Annotated in this window: 11 protein-coding genes; 6 read left to right on the forward strand and 5 right to left on the reverse strand. The window is 65.9% G+C overall.

Features of this window, described 5'->3' with window-relative positions:
• Positions 1-176: 176 nt before the first annotated feature.
• Positions 177-6,170 (forward strand): apolipoprotein A-IV repeat region-like domain-containing protein, encoded by a 5,994-nt coding sequence (locus EP380_RS11520; protein WP_127598739.1) that lies wholly within the window; start codon positions 177-179, stop codon positions 6,168-6,170.
• Between the two features lie 74 nt (positions 6,171-6,244).
• Positions 6,245-7,036 (forward strand): pyrroline-5-carboxylate reductase family protein, encoded by a 792-nt coding sequence (locus tag EP380_RS11525; protein WP_127598741.1) that lies wholly within the window; start codon positions 6,245-6,247, stop codon positions 7,034-7,036.
• Positions 7,037-7,161: 125 nt separating this feature from the next.
• Here the strand turns inward: EP380_RS11525 and EP380_RS11530 are convergent, their stop codons facing one another.
• From EP380_RS11530 to EP380_RS11545, 4 genes are all read right to left on the reverse strand, one after another.
• Positions 7,162-7,698 carry an ABC-type transport auxiliary lipoprotein family protein gene (locus tag EP380_RS11530; RefSeq protein ID WP_420845856.1) on the reverse strand — a complete coding sequence of 179 codons (537 nt, stop codon included), beginning with the start codon at positions 7,696-7,698 and terminating at the stop codon, positions 7,162-7,164.
• A 151-nt stretch (positions 7,699-7,849) separates the two neighbouring features.
• Positions 7,850-9,373 (reverse strand): MlaD family protein, encoded by a 1,524-nt coding sequence (locus EP380_RS11535; protein WP_127598743.1) that lies wholly within the window; start codon positions 9,371-9,373, stop codon positions 7,850-7,852.
• A complete protein-coding gene (locus EP380_RS11540) occupies positions 9,373-10,236 on the reverse strand; it encodes an ABC transporter ATP-binding protein (RefSeq protein WP_106569256.1) in 864 nt (287 codons plus the stop codon). The genes EP380_RS11535 and EP380_RS11540 overlap by 1 nt, the downstream gene beginning before the upstream one ends.
• A gap of 4 nt (positions 10,237-10,240) precedes the next feature.
• Complete coding sequence (locus tag EP380_RS11545; protein WP_106569255.1) at positions 10,241-11,428, reverse strand: ABC transporter permease; 1,188 nt, start codon at positions 11,426-11,428, stop codon at positions 10,241-10,243.
• Positions 11,429-11,514: 86 nt separating this feature from the next.
• Here EP380_RS11545 and dgcA point away from each other — a divergent pair, with 86 nt between their 5' ends.
• A complete protein-coding gene (dgcA, locus tag EP380_RS11550) occupies positions 11,515-12,498 on the forward strand; it encodes an N-acetyl-D-Glu racemase DgcA (protein WP_106569254.1) in 984 nt (327 codons plus the stop codon).
• Positions 12,499-12,536: 38 nt separating this feature from the next.
• On the opposite strand, the gene EP380_RS11555 is transcribed toward dgcA, so the two are convergent.
• Complete coding sequence (locus EP380_RS11555) at positions 12,537-13,355, reverse strand: UDP-2,3-diacylglucosamine diphosphatase (RefSeq protein WP_106569253.1); 819 nt, start codon at positions 13,353-13,355, stop codon at positions 12,537-12,539.
• A gap of 150 nt (positions 13,356-13,505) precedes the next feature.
• Here EP380_RS11555 and EP380_RS11560 point away from each other — a divergent pair, with 150 nt between their 5' ends.
• From EP380_RS11560 to EP380_RS11570, 3 genes are all read left to right on the forward strand, one after another.
• A complete protein-coding gene (locus tag EP380_RS11560; RefSeq protein ID WP_106569252.1) occupies positions 13,506-14,285 on the forward strand; it encodes an SDR family oxidoreductase in 780 nt (259 codons plus the stop codon).
• Positions 14,286-14,326: 41 nt separating this feature from the next.
• On the forward strand, positions 14,327-15,169 hold the full coding sequence (locus EP380_RS11565; protein WP_127598745.1) for a fumarylacetoacetate hydrolase family protein: 843 nt from the start codon (positions 14,327-14,329) through the stop codon (positions 15,167-15,169).
• A 186-nt stretch (positions 15,170-15,355) separates the two neighbouring features.
• Positions 15,356-17,659 (forward strand): NADP-dependent malic enzyme, encoded by a 2,304-nt coding sequence (locus EP380_RS11570; RefSeq protein ID WP_127598747.1) that lies wholly within the window; start codon positions 15,356-15,358, stop codon positions 17,657-17,659.
• The last annotated feature ends 6 nt before the right edge of the window (positions 17,660-17,665 follow it).

The following is a 17,665-nucleotide window of genomic DNA, read 5'->3' on the forward strand; positions in this document are numbered from 1 at the left end:
AAAACCGTGAAGGCGCGTTAACCCTATGTTTAAACTTTTAGGTATGCGCACAAATGCGTGTTTTCTTTACCCCTGTGTGACACTACGATACGCCCAGCAGAATTGTGTGGCGTATACGGGGCGTAGCGTGCGGACGCGAGGCGGATCCGCACGTTGAATAACAGGGTACCAGCGGCATGGCGCGTAAAACAACGACGACCAAGAAGCTTGAAAGCGATGTCGAAAAGGATCTCGCCGACTCTCTCGAATTCGACCTGAACGACCAGGAAATCGATCTTTCGGCTTCGATGGCCGAGCTGGAGGCCCAGATTTCGGCCGCCGCCGAGGAACTGGCGCGGGAAGGCCGCGGCGACGAAAAGCCCGCGAAGGCCGACACCGCGCCGAAACCCGAGGAAAAGCCGGCCCCTGCTGCCAAGGCCGAGGCGGAAGCCGTGCCCGCGGCTGCACAAAAATCCCGAGCCGATCTGCGTCCCGCCACGCCCGAAACCGCCGCGAACGCGGCGCGCCCGTCCTTTTCGCCGGCCAATGACGACCGCCAGAAAAACTACACCAGCATGCTGGCCACCCTCAACCGGCGGCCGTCGGGTACCGTGTACTGGATGGCTGCGACGCTGTCGGTGCTGTGGATCGCGGCCGGGCTGGCGCTCGGGCACTATCTGTTCGCCCCCGCTATCTGGCAGGTGCGCAGTTTCGACCAATTGCTGGCCACGCCCGGCGCCATCGCGATCGCCGCCGGCATCGTCGTTCCGGTGCTGCTGTTCTGGGCCTTCGCGGCGATGGTGCGCCGCGCCCAGGAAATGCGCCTGGCCGCCCAATCGATGACCGAAGTCGCCTTCCGCCTGGTCGACCCCGAGGCCCTGTCTCAGGAACGCATCATGACGGTCAGCCAGGCCGTGCGGCGCGAGGTTCAGGCGATGGGCGAAGGGATCGAGCGCACCCTGGCGCGCGCGGTCGAGCTGGAAACGCTGGTTCATACGGAGGTCAATGAACTCGAGAACGCCTATTCCGAAAACGAAAGGCGTATCAGGCTATTGGTGGACGGTCTTGGAACGGAACGCGAAGCCGTCATCAGCCATGCCGAGCGGGTGCGGGCCTCGATCGCCGGCGCGCACGAACTGATCCGCGACGAGCTCAACAGCGCCAGCGACCTGATCCAGGACACGGTTTCCAACGCCTCCGGCACACTCAATTCCACCATCGCCAACGCCGGCGAGACGCTACTCGCGCAGATCGGCGAGCGCGGCGACACGCTGCAGGGCGCGATCGACGAGCGCGTCGAAACCATCGCCAGCCGCATCTCGGTGTCCGGCGAGGCGTTCGCGAGCCTGCTTGACGAGCGGATCGTGTCGTTGACCGAAAAGACCGAGACGGCGGCGCGCTCGCTGTCGGACCTGCTCGACGAGCGCACCAGCGGCATGGTTTCGCTGCTGGGCGCATCCACCGAAACCCTGACGCGCGAGTTCGACGGGCGCCTGCAGGAGATCGAGCGCACGCTGGCCGAGCGCGGCCAGTCGCTGATCAGCGAATTCGAGACCAGGGCCCAGGCCGTCGACACCGGCGCCGAAAAGCTGAACGCCGCGCTCGAGGCGCGCGCACGTCAGATCAACGAAACCCTGGCCGAGCGCTCGCGCGAGCTCGCCGACGCCTTCCGCACCGGCCGCGACGAAATCTCGACCGCCGTCGACGAGGGCAAGGCGCGCATCGGCAGCCAGATGTCCGAGGTCGTTCAGTCGACCGCGACCATGCTCGACGATCGCGCCGCCGCCTTCGGCGAGAAGCTGGAGGCCGGCCGCAACCGCATGTCGGAACTGCTGGAGGCGGATCTGCAACGCCTGCAGAGCGAGCGCACGAGCATCGACGATGTCGTGTCCGGCTATGTCGACAAGCTGGCCGAAGGCCGCACGCAACTCACCGCCGCGCTCGATTCCGACCTGCAGCACCTGGCCGAGGCCCGCACCGAGATCGACGGCGTGGTCGCCGGTCATATCGGCAAGATCGCCGAAGGCCGCAAGCTGTTCCGCCAGGCGCTCGACGACGATCTGTCCCACCTGTCGCAGACCCGCACCGAAATCGACGGTGTCGTCTCCGGCCATCTGGAAAAGCTCCAGCAGGGTCGCGCCGAGATCACCCGCGCGCTCGACGAGGATATCGCCCGCGTCGAGCAGACGGTCGCCACCCAGATCGACAAGCTGTCGGAAAACCGCACCTTCTTCCGCCAGGCGCTCGACGACGATCTCCAGCACCTGTCCCAGGCGCGCGCGGAGATCGACGGTGTCGTGTCCGGTCATCTGGAACAGATCCAGCAAGGCCGCAGCGAGATCACCCGCGCGCTCGACGAGGATATCGCCCGCGTGGAAGGCGTGGTTGCCTCCCAGATCGACAGGCTGTCGGAAAACCGCACCGTGCTGACGCAGGCCTTCGAAGGCGAGGCCGAGCGGATGGGCGCCCTGGTCACGGGTCAGCTCGAACGGCTGAACGACGGCCGCGAGCGGCTGACCCAGGCGCTAGAGGCCGATCTGCTGCAGCTCACCGAGGCCCGCGCCGAGATCGACGGCGTGGTCGTCAGCCATATCGGCAAACTCGCCGAAGGCCGCAAACTGTTCCGTCAGGCGCTTGATGACGATCTCGGCCGGCTGGCCGACACGCGCGCCGAAATCGATTCGGTGGTTTCGCAACATGTCGACAGGCTGGTCGAGGGCCGCGGCGCCCTCACCCAGGCGCTGCAGGACGACCTGTCCGGCATCGAATCGGTGGTCCAGACCCAGATCGACAGGCTGGCCGAGCACCGCAACGCGATCACCGACACGGTCCAGCGCGACATCGCCCATGTCGAGCAGGCGGTCGCAGCCCATCTCGACAAGCTGGCCGAGGGCCGCAGCACGATATCCGGCGCGCTCGACGCGGATCTGCAAAAACTCTCCGAGACGCGGGCGGAGATCGACGGCGTCGTCATGAAGCATCTCGGCACGCTGTCGGAACGCCGCAAGCTGTTCCGCCAGGCGCTCGACGAGGACCTTTCCCGCCTGACCGACGCCCGCTCCGAGATCGACGGCGTGGTCACCGCCCATGTCGGCAAGCTCGCCGAGGGCCGCAATATCCTGTCGCAGGCGCTCGATGCCGACATGCAGCAGATCGAATCGACCCGGTCGAACATCGAGGCGATGGTCAGCGAACAGCTGACCCGGCTGTCGGAGGGCCGCGACCAGGTCGCCGCTTCCATCGAGGCCGACCTGGTGCGACTGTCGGAGACCCGCGGCATGATCGACCAGGCGATCGCCGACCACGTCGCCCGTCTCGCCGACGGCCGCAATGTGCTGACCCAGGCGCTCGAGGACGACCTGTCGAAACTTTCCGACACGCGTGCGCTGATCGATTCCGTGGTCAACGAACACCTCGAAAACCTCGCCGGCCGCCGCCACGAATTGTCGCGCGCGCTCGACGAGGACCTCAACAAGCTCGCCGAGGCCAATCGCAACATCGATTCCTCGGTGACGGCGCATGTCGGCAAGCTGGCCGAAGGCCGCAACATCATGGCGCGCGCCCTGGAGCAGGATCTGGAAAAACTTTCCGAGACCCGCTCGATGGTCGACGCCGCGGTCCAGGCCCATGTCGATCTTCTGTCGCGCAGCCGTGGAGAAATCACCCATGCGCTCGCCGGCGACGTCGAAAAGATCGAGGAGACCTTCCGCCGCCAGACCGGCGTGATCGAGGAGCGCACGGGCACCATGCAGCGCGCCCTCGACGTCGGCGTGGAAAATGTCCGCGCCACGATCGAAAACACCGCCATGGTCGTGGCCGGATCTCTGCGCGACAAGGTTCTCGAGATCACCGCCGCGCTTTCGGACGGCGCCGGCAAGGCCTTCGAGGATGCCGACGAGCGCATCGCCAAGCGGGTCGAGCAGACCGCGACGACGCTGCTCGGCCGGGCCGAGGACGTCACCCAGGCCTTCGACGAGGCCGGACGCAATCTCGACCAGCGCGTCGCGGCAACCGGCGAAAAACTGTCGCAGCGCGCCATTGCCCTGTCGAGCGCCTTCGACGCGGCCGACGACAAGCTGGCAGCACGTGCCGGCGAGACGTCGAAGACATTGACCGAACGCGCCGAGGCGATCTCGCGCGTGTTTGAACAGGCCGACGAAAAGCTGGCCGCGCGCGCCGAAAGCTCCGCCAGGACACTGCTCGAGCGCTCGGGCGGCATCGTGCGCGCCTTCCAGGAGGCCGACGAGCGCATCGTCCAGCGCACCCAAGAGACCTCGGGCGAACTCGCCAAGCGCGCCGACCAGATCGCCGCGACGCTTTCCGATGTCGAGAAGCGGCTCGGCGACGGCGCCGATTCGATCGTCAGCAAGGTCGGCGGCCAGATCCAGAATGCCGAGGACCGGCTTGCCGGCAGCGCCGAGCGGATCGGCGAAAAGCTGGTCGAGCAGGTGTCCAAGACCGAGACCCAGCTGGTGTCGCGCGCCAACGTGATCGCGGAAACCTTCTCGGCGGTGAACCAGCATATCGGCCAGCGCACGGAGGAAGCCGCCAAGACGCTCGACGAGCGCACCCGCGAGCTCAACGACCTGCTGGCCAGCCGTTCTACGGATATCGCCCGCATTATCGACGAAAAGGCGCGGCCGCTGATCAAGAGCTTCGAGGATTCGGGCGGCGAACTGCAGAAAAGCCTGGAGACAGCCACCCAAAAGGCGACCGAGCGCCTGCGCAGCGAAAACGCCGCGCTGGTCAACGCCATCGCCAGCCGCACCGCCGAATCGCTGTCGGCCATGGAAGGCGCGCGCGAGACGCTGGCCGGAAAGGTCAACGAACTGCTCGATCGCCTGTCGCAGTCCAACGGTCGGCTTGGTGACTTGATCGAGGGCGCCACCAGCAATCTCGGCGCGGTCGACGAACGCCTGACCGGCGCGACGCAGAACTTCGCCGCGTCGACGGAAAAGGCGGCCCAGACCTTCGCCAGTTCGGCGCGCATGATCGACACCAATGTCGGCCGCCTGTCGGAATTGTCCTCGCAGACCCTCAACGAGATTGCCGGGATCGCCAGCCGCTTCGACGATCACAGCAAGTTGCTGGCACAGGCGCAGGACCTGATCGGCTCGGCCCAGTCCAACCTCACTTCCACCCTGGAGGATCGCCAGAAGGCGCTCGAGGAACTGGCCGTCGGCCTGGTCAAGAAGTCGGAGGACATCGAGGGTCTGATGCGTTCGTTCGAGAACGTCGTCGGAAACGCCATCGAAAAGGCCGAGGGCCGCACGATCGCGACCACCGACCAGATCCGCAACGCGATCTCGGAAGTGATCGACGCGGCGACCGCGCGCTTTGCCGACGCCACGCAGGAAATCCGCAGCACCGCCGGCGCCATCCGCGCGGAGCTGGAGGAAACCCGCTCCGAACTCAAGCGCGGGGTGCTCGAAATGCCCGAGGAGGCGAAGGAATCGACCGGCGCGATCCGGCGTGCGGTGTCCGAACAGATCGCCGCGCTCAAGGAACTGGCCGATATCGTTGCCAAGTCGGGACGCATGTACGACGTGTCGGACCCCGCCAACTTGCCCGACCCGGCACCGGCGCCCGCACCGCGTCCCGTCGAGGCCGCACCGCAGCCCGCGCGCAAGCCCCAGCCTGCCCCGGCCCCACAGCCGCGCGCACGCGCCAGCGCTGACGAGCCGGCCCTGCGCGGCAGTATCAACCCGGCCGAGGCCGATACCGCCGAGCGCAACGACGCCGATCTGGCACAGGAAGGCGGCTGGGTGAAGAACCTGCTGCGCCGCGCCTCGCAGGAAGAGGAAGTGCCTGCGCCCGCCTCGCGCGCCGCGCCGCGCTCGGCGCTGCACGTAGTCGAATCGCTCAACTCGCTGTCGGTCGACATCGCCCGCGCCATCGATCACGAGGCCTCGGTGGAGCTGTGGCAGCGTTATCGGCGCGGCGAGCGCAACGTCTTCACGCGCCGGCTCTACACGCTGAAAGGCCAGCAGACCTTTGACGAGATTCGCCGCAAATATCAGGTCGACGGCGAATTCCGCGCTGCGGTCGACCGCTATTGCGAGGATTTCGAAAAACTGCTGCAGGACGTCTCGCGCAATGACCGCGACAACATGGTGACCGAGACCTACCTGACCTCCGATACCGGCAAGGTCTACACCATGCTCGCCCATGCGAGCGGGCGGCTGCGGTAAGACCGCACCCGGCCGGGCGCACAATCAGCGTCCGGCCGCGACTTCTGCCAGCTACGCAGAAGAGGCCACAGCCCATGCACACCGACGCAACGATCGGCATTATCGGCGGCAGCGGCGCGCTCGGCGGCGCGATCTGCCAGGCGCTTTTGCGGACCGGCACCGCTGCGAAAACGATCCGCATCGCCAACCGGTCGGGCAAAACGCCCGATTTCGCCCGCACGGCCGGCATCACGGTCACGACCGACGCGCAGGCGCTGGTCGACGTGAGCGATCTGATAGTGCTGTCCCTGCCGCCGGCGCTGTTTTCCGCGCTTTCCGTCACCATACGCGACCAGCTGACCGTATCGGTGATGGCCGGCATCACCGCGCGACGGATCGCGCGTCACACCGGTGCGGCCAAGATCGTGCGGGCCATGTCGAGCCCGGTCGCGGCGCGTGGGCTGGCCTATTCGCCCTGGTTTGCCACCGACACGGTCTCAAAAGCCGAAAAGGCGGCGGTGCAGCGGCTGTTTACGGCATGCGGGCTTACCGACGAGATCGCCGAAGAAGGCCAGATCGACCACTTCACCGCCCTCACCGGCCCGGTCCCCGGTTTCGTCGCCTATCTCGCCGACTGCATGATCGGCCACGCGCGAGACCAGGGCATCGCGCCGGAGATCGCCGAGCGCGCGGTACGCCAGCTCTTCAAGGCGAGCGGTGTCGTCCTGTCCGAGAGCCCGGAAGCGCCGGGCGCGCATGTGCGTGCGATGCTCGCCTATGCCGGCACGACCGCGGCGGGGCTGGAGGCCATGCGCGCCTCGTCGCTTGCCGAAAACATCGCCCGCGGCTTGGCGGCGGCGGCGAAGAAGGCGCGCGACCTCGGCTGAAAGCGCCTCCGGTTTAGGCCGGTTCCCGAGAGTGTGCGATTTCTGCGTGTACGCAAGCGCCGCTTCAAACCCGTTTGTATCGCCGCAACGGACCGAAGGAGCCGCAATCGCCGGCGGCACATGGGTCAGATCGAGGACACCGTCCAATCGACGATATCGGTGGCGACGCTGCCGAAAGCGGCGTCGAGCGCGGCGGCGAAGCCGTCATTGCCACTGCCGGCGACCGGCACCTCGGCAGAAAAGCCGCGTGCCGCACGCACCACGCCATTGCGGTCGTTCAAGATGCGCACGAACAGTTCCGCCCGCGCGCGCTGGCCGCCGCCAACCACGATGTCGAAGGCGCGGATTTCAACGATGATCTGATAGTCGATCGCCAACCCTTCGCCGGGTTTGCCGACGCCGCCGAAACGCCCCGAACGCTGGAATGTCTCGGCCAGTCGCGCCTGTACGACCTTGGGCAGGCGGTCGCTCCATTGCGCGCCCTTGAGGAACTCCACCGATCCCGGCCCCGGCTTGACGACGATGTTCTCACCGTCGAGCGGTTTCAACGCCGATGGTTCGGCAATCAGAATCTGGGTGCGCGCCTGGCGCCGGCCGGCAGGATCGATCGCCGGCGCGCTCAATTCATAGGTGTCGAGCGGTGCGGGCGATCCGCCCGGCAAAGCAGCGCACCCGGTGAGAAACGCGGCAACCACCCATACGCCAACCGAACTGCGACCGCGCCTCAAACACTTGCTCCCGCCCGACATTACACGGCAGGTCCCTGCTGCCTCGCTTTTGTGCCCTTGTTCTTGATGCGCTCTGGGGCGGATGTCAACGGCGCACGCGCCCGTCATACTGGCGCACGCCGCCTTCTCCCCCGGTCAGAATGCGCTGCGGATTGCGCTCCAGCGCGGTGATCGCCTGCTCGATGCGGTTGATGGACCGTCGGCTGTCACGGATCAGCGCTTCGACGTCGCGCAGCCCCTGGCCGGAGAACCGGGCCAAACCGTCGGTGATCGTGCCGATACGCGCGTTGAGCGTTTCGGCGACCTTGCGGAATTCCTTCACCGTCTGGCCGGCTTCGGCGATCACGCCTTCGGTATTTTCCGAGCCGAGCAGCGAATCGACCTTGGCCAGCACACCGTCGACACGCGTCGAAGCCTGGTTGAGCCGCTCCGAGATTTCGCGCGCATTGACGATGATCTGGTCGACGTCGTCGCCACGCTGGCTGAACCGGTCGGCAAGCGCGGAGACGTCCGCGGCCGCCTTGCGCGCATCCACCGTCGCGCCCTCGATATTGGCCAGCGCCGAGCGGACTTTTTCGGGATCGACGCCGTCAAGCACCTTGTCGACCCTGGCCAGCGTTTCGGAAGCCCCGTCCCCGACCTTGCCGATCGAGGCGACCGCGCTGTCGATGCCGGTCGTCGCGCTGTCGGCGATCCGGTCGATCGAGGCCACGGCCGTGTCGACCCCGCCCTTCACGTCCTCGAGAATGCCGTCGACCCTGGCCAGCGACTTGCCGGCATTTTCCGACAATTCACGTACCGAACGCGCGCTGGCATCGACGTTCTTCATGATACCGTCGAGGTCGGCGCTCGCCGTATCCAGCCGCTTGGTGAAGTTTTCGACATTGGCGACGATGGTGCCGACCTTGTCGCGGTCGACCGCGTCGAGCAGTTCCTCGGCCGAGGCGAGCGTGGAATCCAGCCGGCCGGACACCTTGTCGATCGTCTGCGACAAGTCCGATACGCTGGCCAGGAAACCGTCGACGCCGTCCGCGTTGCGCGACAGGGCCTCAGAGAAGGTCTTGGCATTGCCGATCGTTTCGGTCAGCGGCGCGCGCACTTCCGTAACGAAACCCTCAAGCGCGTCGAGCACGGAGTTGGTGCGCGAAAAAATGTCCTGCGCGGTCTGCAAAAGATTGGTCACCGCCGAGGGATTGGCCGTCAGTTCGGCGATGCGGTCCTCCGCTTCGGCCTGTTCGAGCAGATTGGGTTCGGACAAATCGCCGCCCTTGAGTTCGATATTGGCCTGGCCGGTCAGGCCCGCCAGACCGATATCGGCGCGCGTGGAACGGGTGATCGGCGTCAGACGGTCGATCTGAGTATCGGCGACCACGACATCGGGGTTCTTCACATCGATGAAGACCCGACGCACGTCGCCCACCTTGACGCCGTTGAACAGCACCGCGCTGCCGCGGCCGAGCCCGGATGCAGAGCCGGGAATGCGGATGCGCAATTGCGCGGTCTCGCCACCCTCGCCGAACCCAGATTTCCAATAGACCAGCCCGAATCCGGCCAACACCAGCACCAAGGTGAAAATGCCGACGGCGACGTAATTGGCTCTCGTTTCCATCAGCGCATCATTCCCGCGGCCAAGCCGCTTCCATAGGTTGCCGGGTCGATCTGGCGCGCCCGCTTGCCGCGGAAATAGGATTTGACCCACGGGTCCTCGACGGTCAGCATCTTGCTGACGGTACCTTCCACCAGCACCCGACGCTTCCCCAGCACCGCAACGCGGTCGCAGACCGAAAACAGGCTGTCAAGGTCGTGTGTGACCATGTAGACGGTCAGGCCCATCGTGTCGCGCAGCTTGGCGACCAGTTCGTCGAATTCCGCGGCCCCGATCGGGTCGAGGCCGGAGGTCGGCTCGTCGAGAAAGACGATGTCGGGATCCAGCGCCAAGGCGCGCGCCAACGCGGCGCGCTTGATCATGCCGCCCGACAATTGTGAAGGAAATTTGTTCGCCGCCGTCGCCGGCAGGCCGACAAGCTCAATCTTCAGGCGCGCCAACTCGTTCATGAGCGGCTTGGGCAGGTCGAGATATTCGCGCATCGGCACCTGGATGTTTTCAAGCACGGTCAGCGCCGAGAACAGCGCGCCGTGCTGGAACAGCATGCCAACGCGCATATCGAGGCGCAGCCGTTCGGCCTCGCTCGCCCTGTCGAGATCGACATCGAACAGGGTGATCGTGCCCGCCTGTTTCCTGTTGAGACCCAAAATGGTGCGCAACAGCACCGATTTGCCCGATCCCGACGCGCCGACAAAACCCAGGATTTCGCCGCGATAGACATCAAGCGACAGGTCTTCCAGAACGACCTGCTCGCCGAAGGCGACGGTGATACCGCGCGCCGAAAGCACGATTTCCCGCTCCGCCGGGGCTTTGTCCGTGTCGTTGGCGTGCTTTTGCACCGCGTGTTCCGTCTCCAGTCCGCTCATGGCGTCAAAACCCGATCGCCGCGTAGAACATGGCGAAAATGCCGTCGACGACGATCACGACGAAGATCGCCTTCACGACCGCGGCGGTGACGTGGCTGCCGAGCGATTCCGCGCTGCCGCCGACCTTGATGCCTTCCACCGAAGCGATCACGCCGATGATAAGCGCCATGAACGGCGCTTTTATGAGGCCGGCAAAAATCGTCGACAGGTCGATGGCGCTTCGCATGCGGTCGATGAAGGCGCTCGGCGCGATGCCCGAATAATAGTAGCTCACCGCCATCGCCCCGCCGACGGCTGCGAAATTGGCCGCGATCGTCAGGCATGGCAGGGCGATCAACAGCGCGACCAGGCGCGGAAAGACCAGCACGCCGACGGGATTGAGCCCGATCACGGTCAGCGCGTCGATTTCCTCGCGCATCTTCATCGAGCCGATCTCGGCCGTGATCGCGCTGCCGGACCGGCCGGCGATCATGATCGCGGTCAACAACACGCCCATCTCGCGCAAAACCAGGATGCCGACCAGGTCGACGACGAAAATCTCGGCCCCGAAATAGCGAAGCTGAAATGCGCCCTGCTGGGCGACGATCGCGCCGACGATCGCCGACATCAACAAGATGACCGGAATCGCGCCGACCCCCATCCTGTCGATCTGATGCACGATCGCGGCCGGATTGACGCCGTGGCCGCGACCCCGCTTCATCTGAGCGCCCGAGATGGTGGCGCCGAGAATATGCATGCCGAGCAAGAACTCGTCGCGGAAGGCGTAGACCAGCCGGCCGATTCCCTCGAGCGCCGCCAGAACGCCCCAGCGCCCGCCTTCGGCGTCGGTCGGGATCTCCTGACGAATCGCGTCTTCGACGGCCGCTAAAAGCACGCTGTCGGTTTCGCCCTCCCCGGTGATCTCGATCCGGGCGCCAGCCTGTTCCTGCACCGCGGCGAGCCGCTTGATGACCCAGGCCCCGGCGGTATCGAGCCGCGAAACGTCCGTGAGGTCGATCTGCAGATCGCTCACCCCCTCGCGCGCCGCCAGACGGCGCATCTCGGCATCGACGAGCCCGACCGTGTGCGTGGTCCACGGTCCGGCCAGGGCGACGTGCAGCACGCCCTGGCGCGCCTGGGTATCGATAGACGGAACCGCGCCGCTGTCGCCAGGCCCGGCCGCACTTGCATCGTTGCGCTCTTTGGTCAACATGACCGCGATTCTTAGACCATGGCCTCGACGGAGGCCATGCCGATTTGGCAACAAGTTCGGCCCGTCGAAACAGGAGCATAACTGCCATGGCCCGTTCATTTCGCGTCGATGTCGAACGCTTTCCGATCGCCGGCGGCTTTACCATCTCGCGCGGCACCAAGACCGAAGCCGAGGTGATCACCTGTTCGATCGGCGAAGCCGGTTATGTCGGGCGCGGCGAATGCGTGCCCTATTCGCGCTACGACGAAAGCGCGCAGAGCGTGCAGGCGACACTCGAGCAAATCGCCGGCGACATCGAAAACGGGCTGAGCCGCGAGGATCTGCAATCCGCGCTTCCTGCAGGCGCGGCGCGCAACGCGGTCGATTGCGCCCTATGGGACCTGGAAGCGAAAATGGCCAGCCAACGCGCCCATCATGCCGTGTGCCGCATCCTGCCCCGTCCGGTGGTGACGGCCTACACGATCTCGCTCGGATCGCCGGAGGACATGGCCGCCCAGGCCCGCCAGGCCTCCCATCGGCCGCTTTTGAAGGTCAAGGTCGGCACCGAGGACGACTATGCGCGCATCCATGCCGTGGCCAGCGTGGCTCCCAACAGCCGCATCATTCTCGACGCCAACGAGGGTTGGACGAACGACAATATCCGCGACCACCTGCTCGCCGCCGCGCAGTTCCACATCGCCCTGGTGGAGCAGCCGCTGCCGGCCGGCCAGGACGAGATCCTGCGCGAGATTCCCCATCCGGTGCCGATCTGCGCCGACGAAAGCGTCCATACCGCCGACAGTCTGGACGCGCTCGCCGGCCTTTACGACGCCGTCAACATCAAGCTCGACAAGACCGGCGGCCTGACGGCCGCGCTCGACCTGCGCGATCAGGCGCGCAAGCGCGGCTTCGGCGTCATGGTGGGCTGCATGGTGGGAAGCTCGCTGGCGATGGCGCCGGCGGTGCTGCTTGCCCAGGACGCAGACTATGTCGACCTCGACGGCCCCCTGCTCCTGGCGCGCGACCGCTCGCCCGGCCTGACCTATTCCGGCTCGCTGGTTTCGCCCCCCGAACCGGCCTTGTGGGGGTGATCAGCAGGGACGCGGACGCGCGCCTCCCTGGCCCGTCTTCAAGCGGCCTCGGCCGCTTTTTTGCCCTTGAACGGCACGACCGTTTCGGGCCTGTCCTGTGTGGCGCCGCGCGCCTGCGTCCAGGTGATGATCTCGAACGAGCCGTCCTCGTTCTCGCCCACCGCCGTGCAGCTTTCGACCCAGTCGCCGGTGTTGATGTAGTCGATATCACCCATCCGGGTGATGGTCGCGTGGTGGATGTGTCCGCATACCACGCCCTCGACGCCGGAGCGACGGGCTTCCTGCGTCACCACCTCCTGGAAGGCGCCGATGAAGTTGACCGCCTGCTTCACGCGCACCTTGGCCCAGGACGAGAACGACCAATAAGGCATGCCGAACAGCCGCCGGAAGACGCCGACGGCGCGGTTGACCAGGATGGCGACGTCGTAGGCCTTGTCGCCGAGATAGGCGAGCCAGCGCGCATTGTGGACGATGGTGTCGAACTGGTCGCCATGAATGACGAGAAAGCGACGCCCGTCAGCGGCCTGGTGGACGGCACGGTCCGCCACCACGATGCCGCCGAAATGCACGCCTTGAAAGGCCCGCAGGAATTCGTCGTGATTGCCGGCAATGTAGACGATCTTCGTGCCCTTGCGCGCCTTACGCAGCAGTTTTTGCACCACGTCGTTGTGGGCCTGGGGCCAATGCCACGAACGCCGCAGGCGCCAACCGTCGACGATGTCGCCGACCAGATAGATCGTTGCGGCATCGTGATGGCGCAAAAAGTCGATCAGCAGCTCGGCTTTGGCCGGTTTCGAGCCCAGATGGATGTCCGAGACGAAAAGCGTCCGGAAGGTGCGGATCTGTTCACCGGCCATGAAACGCCCACCTCTTGTTGCCGGCCTTCCAAAACACGATTCATGTCACAGCCATGTGACGCCGGCGGCGCGGGCGCTGCGGCTTTTGGGGGAGTTTTCTCAAGAGCGTTCTGACACTACTGTGCGGCCGACAAACGAGAGGAAGCACAGATGGATCTGGGAATTCGGGGCAAGTCGGCGATCGTCTGCGCGTCGAGCCGGGGCCTCGGGCTCGGTTGCGCGAGCGCCCTGGCCGAAGCCGGCTGCACGCTGGTCGTCAACGGCCGCGACGCCGACGCGCTCGCCGAGACCGCAGCGGCGCTGCGCGCACGCTACAAGGTCGCGGTGAGCGAAATTGCCGGCGACGTGTCGAAGGCGGACGTCCAGGAGGCGCTGCTGGCCGCCTGCCCGGCGCCGGACATTCTCGTCAACAACAATGGCGGCCCGCCTTTGCGCGATTTCCGCCAACTCGATCGCGAGGCCCTGCTTGACGGCGTGACGCAGAACATGGTGACGCCGATCGAACTGATCCGCTCCGTCATCGACGGAATGGCAGATCGCGGGTTCGGGCGCATCGTCAACATCACCTCGCTGTCGGTCTATCAGCCGATTCCCGGGCTCGACCTGTCGTCGGGCGCGCGCGCCGGGCTGACCGCCTTTCTCGCCGGCATCGCCCGCACGGTCGCCGGGCGCAACGTAACCATCAACAATATCCTGCCGGGCAAGTTCGACACCGACCGCATCCGCAACACGCTGGTGTTTGCAGCCGAGAAATCCGGCATGAGCGTGGAGGACCAGGCCAGGAAGGTCGCCGCCGACATTCCTGCCGGCCGCTTCGGCACGACGGAGGAATTCGGCCAGGCCTGCGCGTTTTTATGTTCGACCCATGCCGGTTACATCACCGGCCAGAATCTGATCCTCGACGGCGGGCTTTATCCAAGCGCGTTTTGAACGCTGTTTGAATCCATTTTCGAAAAACAAGGAATAAACCATTGAAACTGGTGCGTTTTGGCGAAAGAGGCAACGAACGACCCGGACTGCTGGACACCGACGGGACGATCCGCGACATGTCCGGCGTGGTGCCCGACTACGGACCCGAGTCGCTCTCGCCGGCGCTTGTCGAAAAACTCGCCGCAGCCGACCTGTCCTCGCGCCCGGCCGCACCGGCGGGCGCACGCCTCGGCGCGCCGCTTAACCGTGTCGGTCATTTCATCGCGATCGGCCTCAACTATGCCGACCATGCCGCGGAGACCGGCGCGCCGATCCCCACGGAACCGATCGTATTTTCCAAGGCGCCGAGTTCGCTGTCAGGGCCCAATGACGACGTGCTGATCCCGCGCGGGGCGCAGAAGCTCGATTGGGAGGTCGAGCTTGCAGTGGTGATCGGCAAGCGCTGCGACTATGTCGGCAAGCACGAAGCGCTGTCGCATGTCTTCGGTTACGCCCTGTGCAACGACGTGTCGGAACGCGCCTATCAGGCCGAGCGCGGCGGGCAGTGGATCAAGGGCAAGAGCGCGCCGACCTTCGGGCCGCTGGGTCCGTTTCTGGTCACGGCCGACGAGATCGCCGACCCGCAGGCTCTCGGCATGTTCCTCGACGTCAATGGCCAGCGGCGCCAGACCGGCAACACGGCAACGATGATCTTTTCGGTGGCCGAAATCATTGCCTACCTGTCGGAGTTCATGGTGCTGGAACCGGGCGACGTCATCACCACCGGCACGCCGCCGGGCGTCGGCCTCGGTTTCAAGCCGCCTGTGTTCCTGCGCGACGGCGACACGATGCATCTGGGCATCGACGGTCTCGGCGAACAGCGCCAGACGGTGGTGGCACGCTGATCCGCGGTCGGCCTGCGCGCCCGCCGCGCACCTCGGCGCCGGGCCGGTCGCAAGGATCCGGCTACCGCGATCGAAACCGCGCTCGGCCGCAGGCGCTGCCGGACGCGAAACAGCTTCAAGCCGACCGCTCCCCATGACGGGATGCGGCGTGCTAGTTTGGCCGTTCAGGCATTGGACAATCACGACATGACCCACAAACAGGACAAGACCGAGCGCAGCGAGTTCGACGAGGCGGCGCTGTTCTTCCATCGCTATCCCGCGCCCGGCAAACTCGAAATCCAGGCGACCAAACCGCTCGGCAATCAGCGCGACCTGGCGCTGGCCTACTCGCCGGGCGTGGCCGTTCCCTGCCTTGCCATCCACGACGACCCGGCGAGCGCGGCAGACTACACCGCGCGCGCCAATCTGGTCGGCGTCGTCTCCAACGGCACCGCCGTGCTCGGGCTCGGCAATATCGGCCCGCTCGCCTCCAAACCGGTGATGGAAGGCAAGGCGGTTCTGTTCAAAAAATTCGCCGGCATCGACGTGTTCGACATCGAGATCGACGCGCCCGGCATCGAACGCATGGTCGAGACCATCGCCGCGCTCGAACCCACGTTCGGCGGCATCAATCTCGAGGACATCAAGGCGCCGGAATGTTTCGAGGTCGAGGAACGGCTCAAGCAGCGCATGGCCATTCCCGTCTTTCACGACGACCAGCACGGCACCGCAATCATCGTCGCCGCGGCGGTGCTGAACGCACTCGAACTGGCCGAAAAGGACATTGCCGCCGTCAAGATCGTCACCTCGGGCGCAGGCGCGGCCGCGATCGCCTGCCTTAACCTGCTGGTCTCGCTCGGCGCCAGGCCCGAAAACATCTGGATCACCGACCGCCACGGCGTCGCCTACAAGGGCCGCACCGAGGAAATGGACCGCTGGAAGGAACCATATCTCAAGGAGACCGATGCACGCGCGCTCGCCGACGTGATCGGCGGCGCCGACGTCTTTCTGGGCCTGTCGGCGGCCGGCGTGCTGAAACCCGAGTTGCTGGCGGAAATGGCCGAGCGCCCACTGATCCTGGCGCTCGCCAATCCGGTGCCGGAGATCATGCCGGAGGTGGCGCGTAAAGCGCGTCCCGACGCCATGATCTGCACGGGGCGGTCGGATTTTCCCAACCAGGTCAACAACGTACTATGTTTTCCTTACATTTTTCGCGGGGCGCTCGATGTCGGCGCAACCGCCATCAACGAGGATATGAAGATGGCCGCGGTCCAGGCGATCGCGGCCCTGGCCCGTGAGGAACCGTCCGACGTCGCCGCCCGCGCCTATTCCGGCGAAACGCCGACCTTCGGCCCCGAATTCCTGATCCCCTCGCCGTTCGATCCGCGCCTGATCCTCAGGATCGCGCCCGCCGTCGCCAAGGCGGCCTGCGAGAGCGGGGTCGCCGGGCGACCGATTTCCGACATGGATGCCTATATCGACCGGCTGAACCGGTTCGTGTTCCGCTCGGGCCTGGTCATGAAGCCGGTGTTTTCGGCCGCGCGCCGGGCCGCCGCCAAACGTGTCATCTATGCCGACGGCGAGGACGAGCGCGTGTTGCGCGCCGCCCAGGTGGTGGTGGAGGAAGGCATCGCCCAGCCGATCCTGATCGGGCGCCCGCACGTGATCGAGGTCCGTCTGCGGCGCTACGGGCTGAGAATCCGGCCGGGCGCCGATTTCGACCTGGTCAATCCCGAGGACGATCCGCGCTACCGCGACTATGTCGATCTTCTGATCCGCGTCGCGGGCCGGCGTGGCGTCACCCAGGAGGCGGCGCGCACCATGGTGCGCACCAACAACACCGTGATCGCGGCGCTGGCGCTGATCCGCGGCGAAGCCGATGCGATGATCTGCGGCCTGGAAGGCCGTTTTGAGCGCCATCTGCGCAATGTCGGCCTGATCGTCGGCCACAAGCCGGGCGTGCGCGACCTGTCGGCGCTGTCGATGCTGATCATGCAACGCGGCGTCACCTTTTTCACCGACACCTATGTCAGCGTCGAGCCGAGCGCGGAGGAGATCGCCGAGATGACCGTGCTGGCGGCGGCCGAAATCCGCCGTTTTGGCATCGAGCCCAAGGCGGCCTTGCTGTCCTTGTCGAATTTCGGCTCGCGCGACACGGCCAGTACGCTAAAGATGCGCAAGGCGGCAGGCCTGATCGCCGAACTGGCGCCAGAGCTGGAAGCCGACGGCGAGATGCACGGCGATTCGGCGCTTTCGGAGATGCTGCGCCAGCGCGTCTATCCGCATTCCAGGCTGAAGGGCGAGGCCAATCTTTTGGTCTTTCCCGACCTCGACGCCGCCAACATCGCGCTGACCACGATCAAGCAGTTGACCGACGCGCTGCACGTCGGCCCGATCCTGCTCGGCGCGGCGCGCCCGGCCCATATCCTGACGCCGTCGGTGACCTCACGCGGCGTGGTCAACATGACCGCGCTTTCTGTAGTCGAGGCCTCGCAGGCGACCGAAGCCTGAGGCCGT

This window comes from Nitratireductor alexandrii (assembly GCF_004000215.1).
Lineage (GTDB): Bacteria > Pseudomonadota > Alphaproteobacteria > Rhizobiales > Rhizobiaceae > Mangrovimarina > Mangrovimarina alexandrii.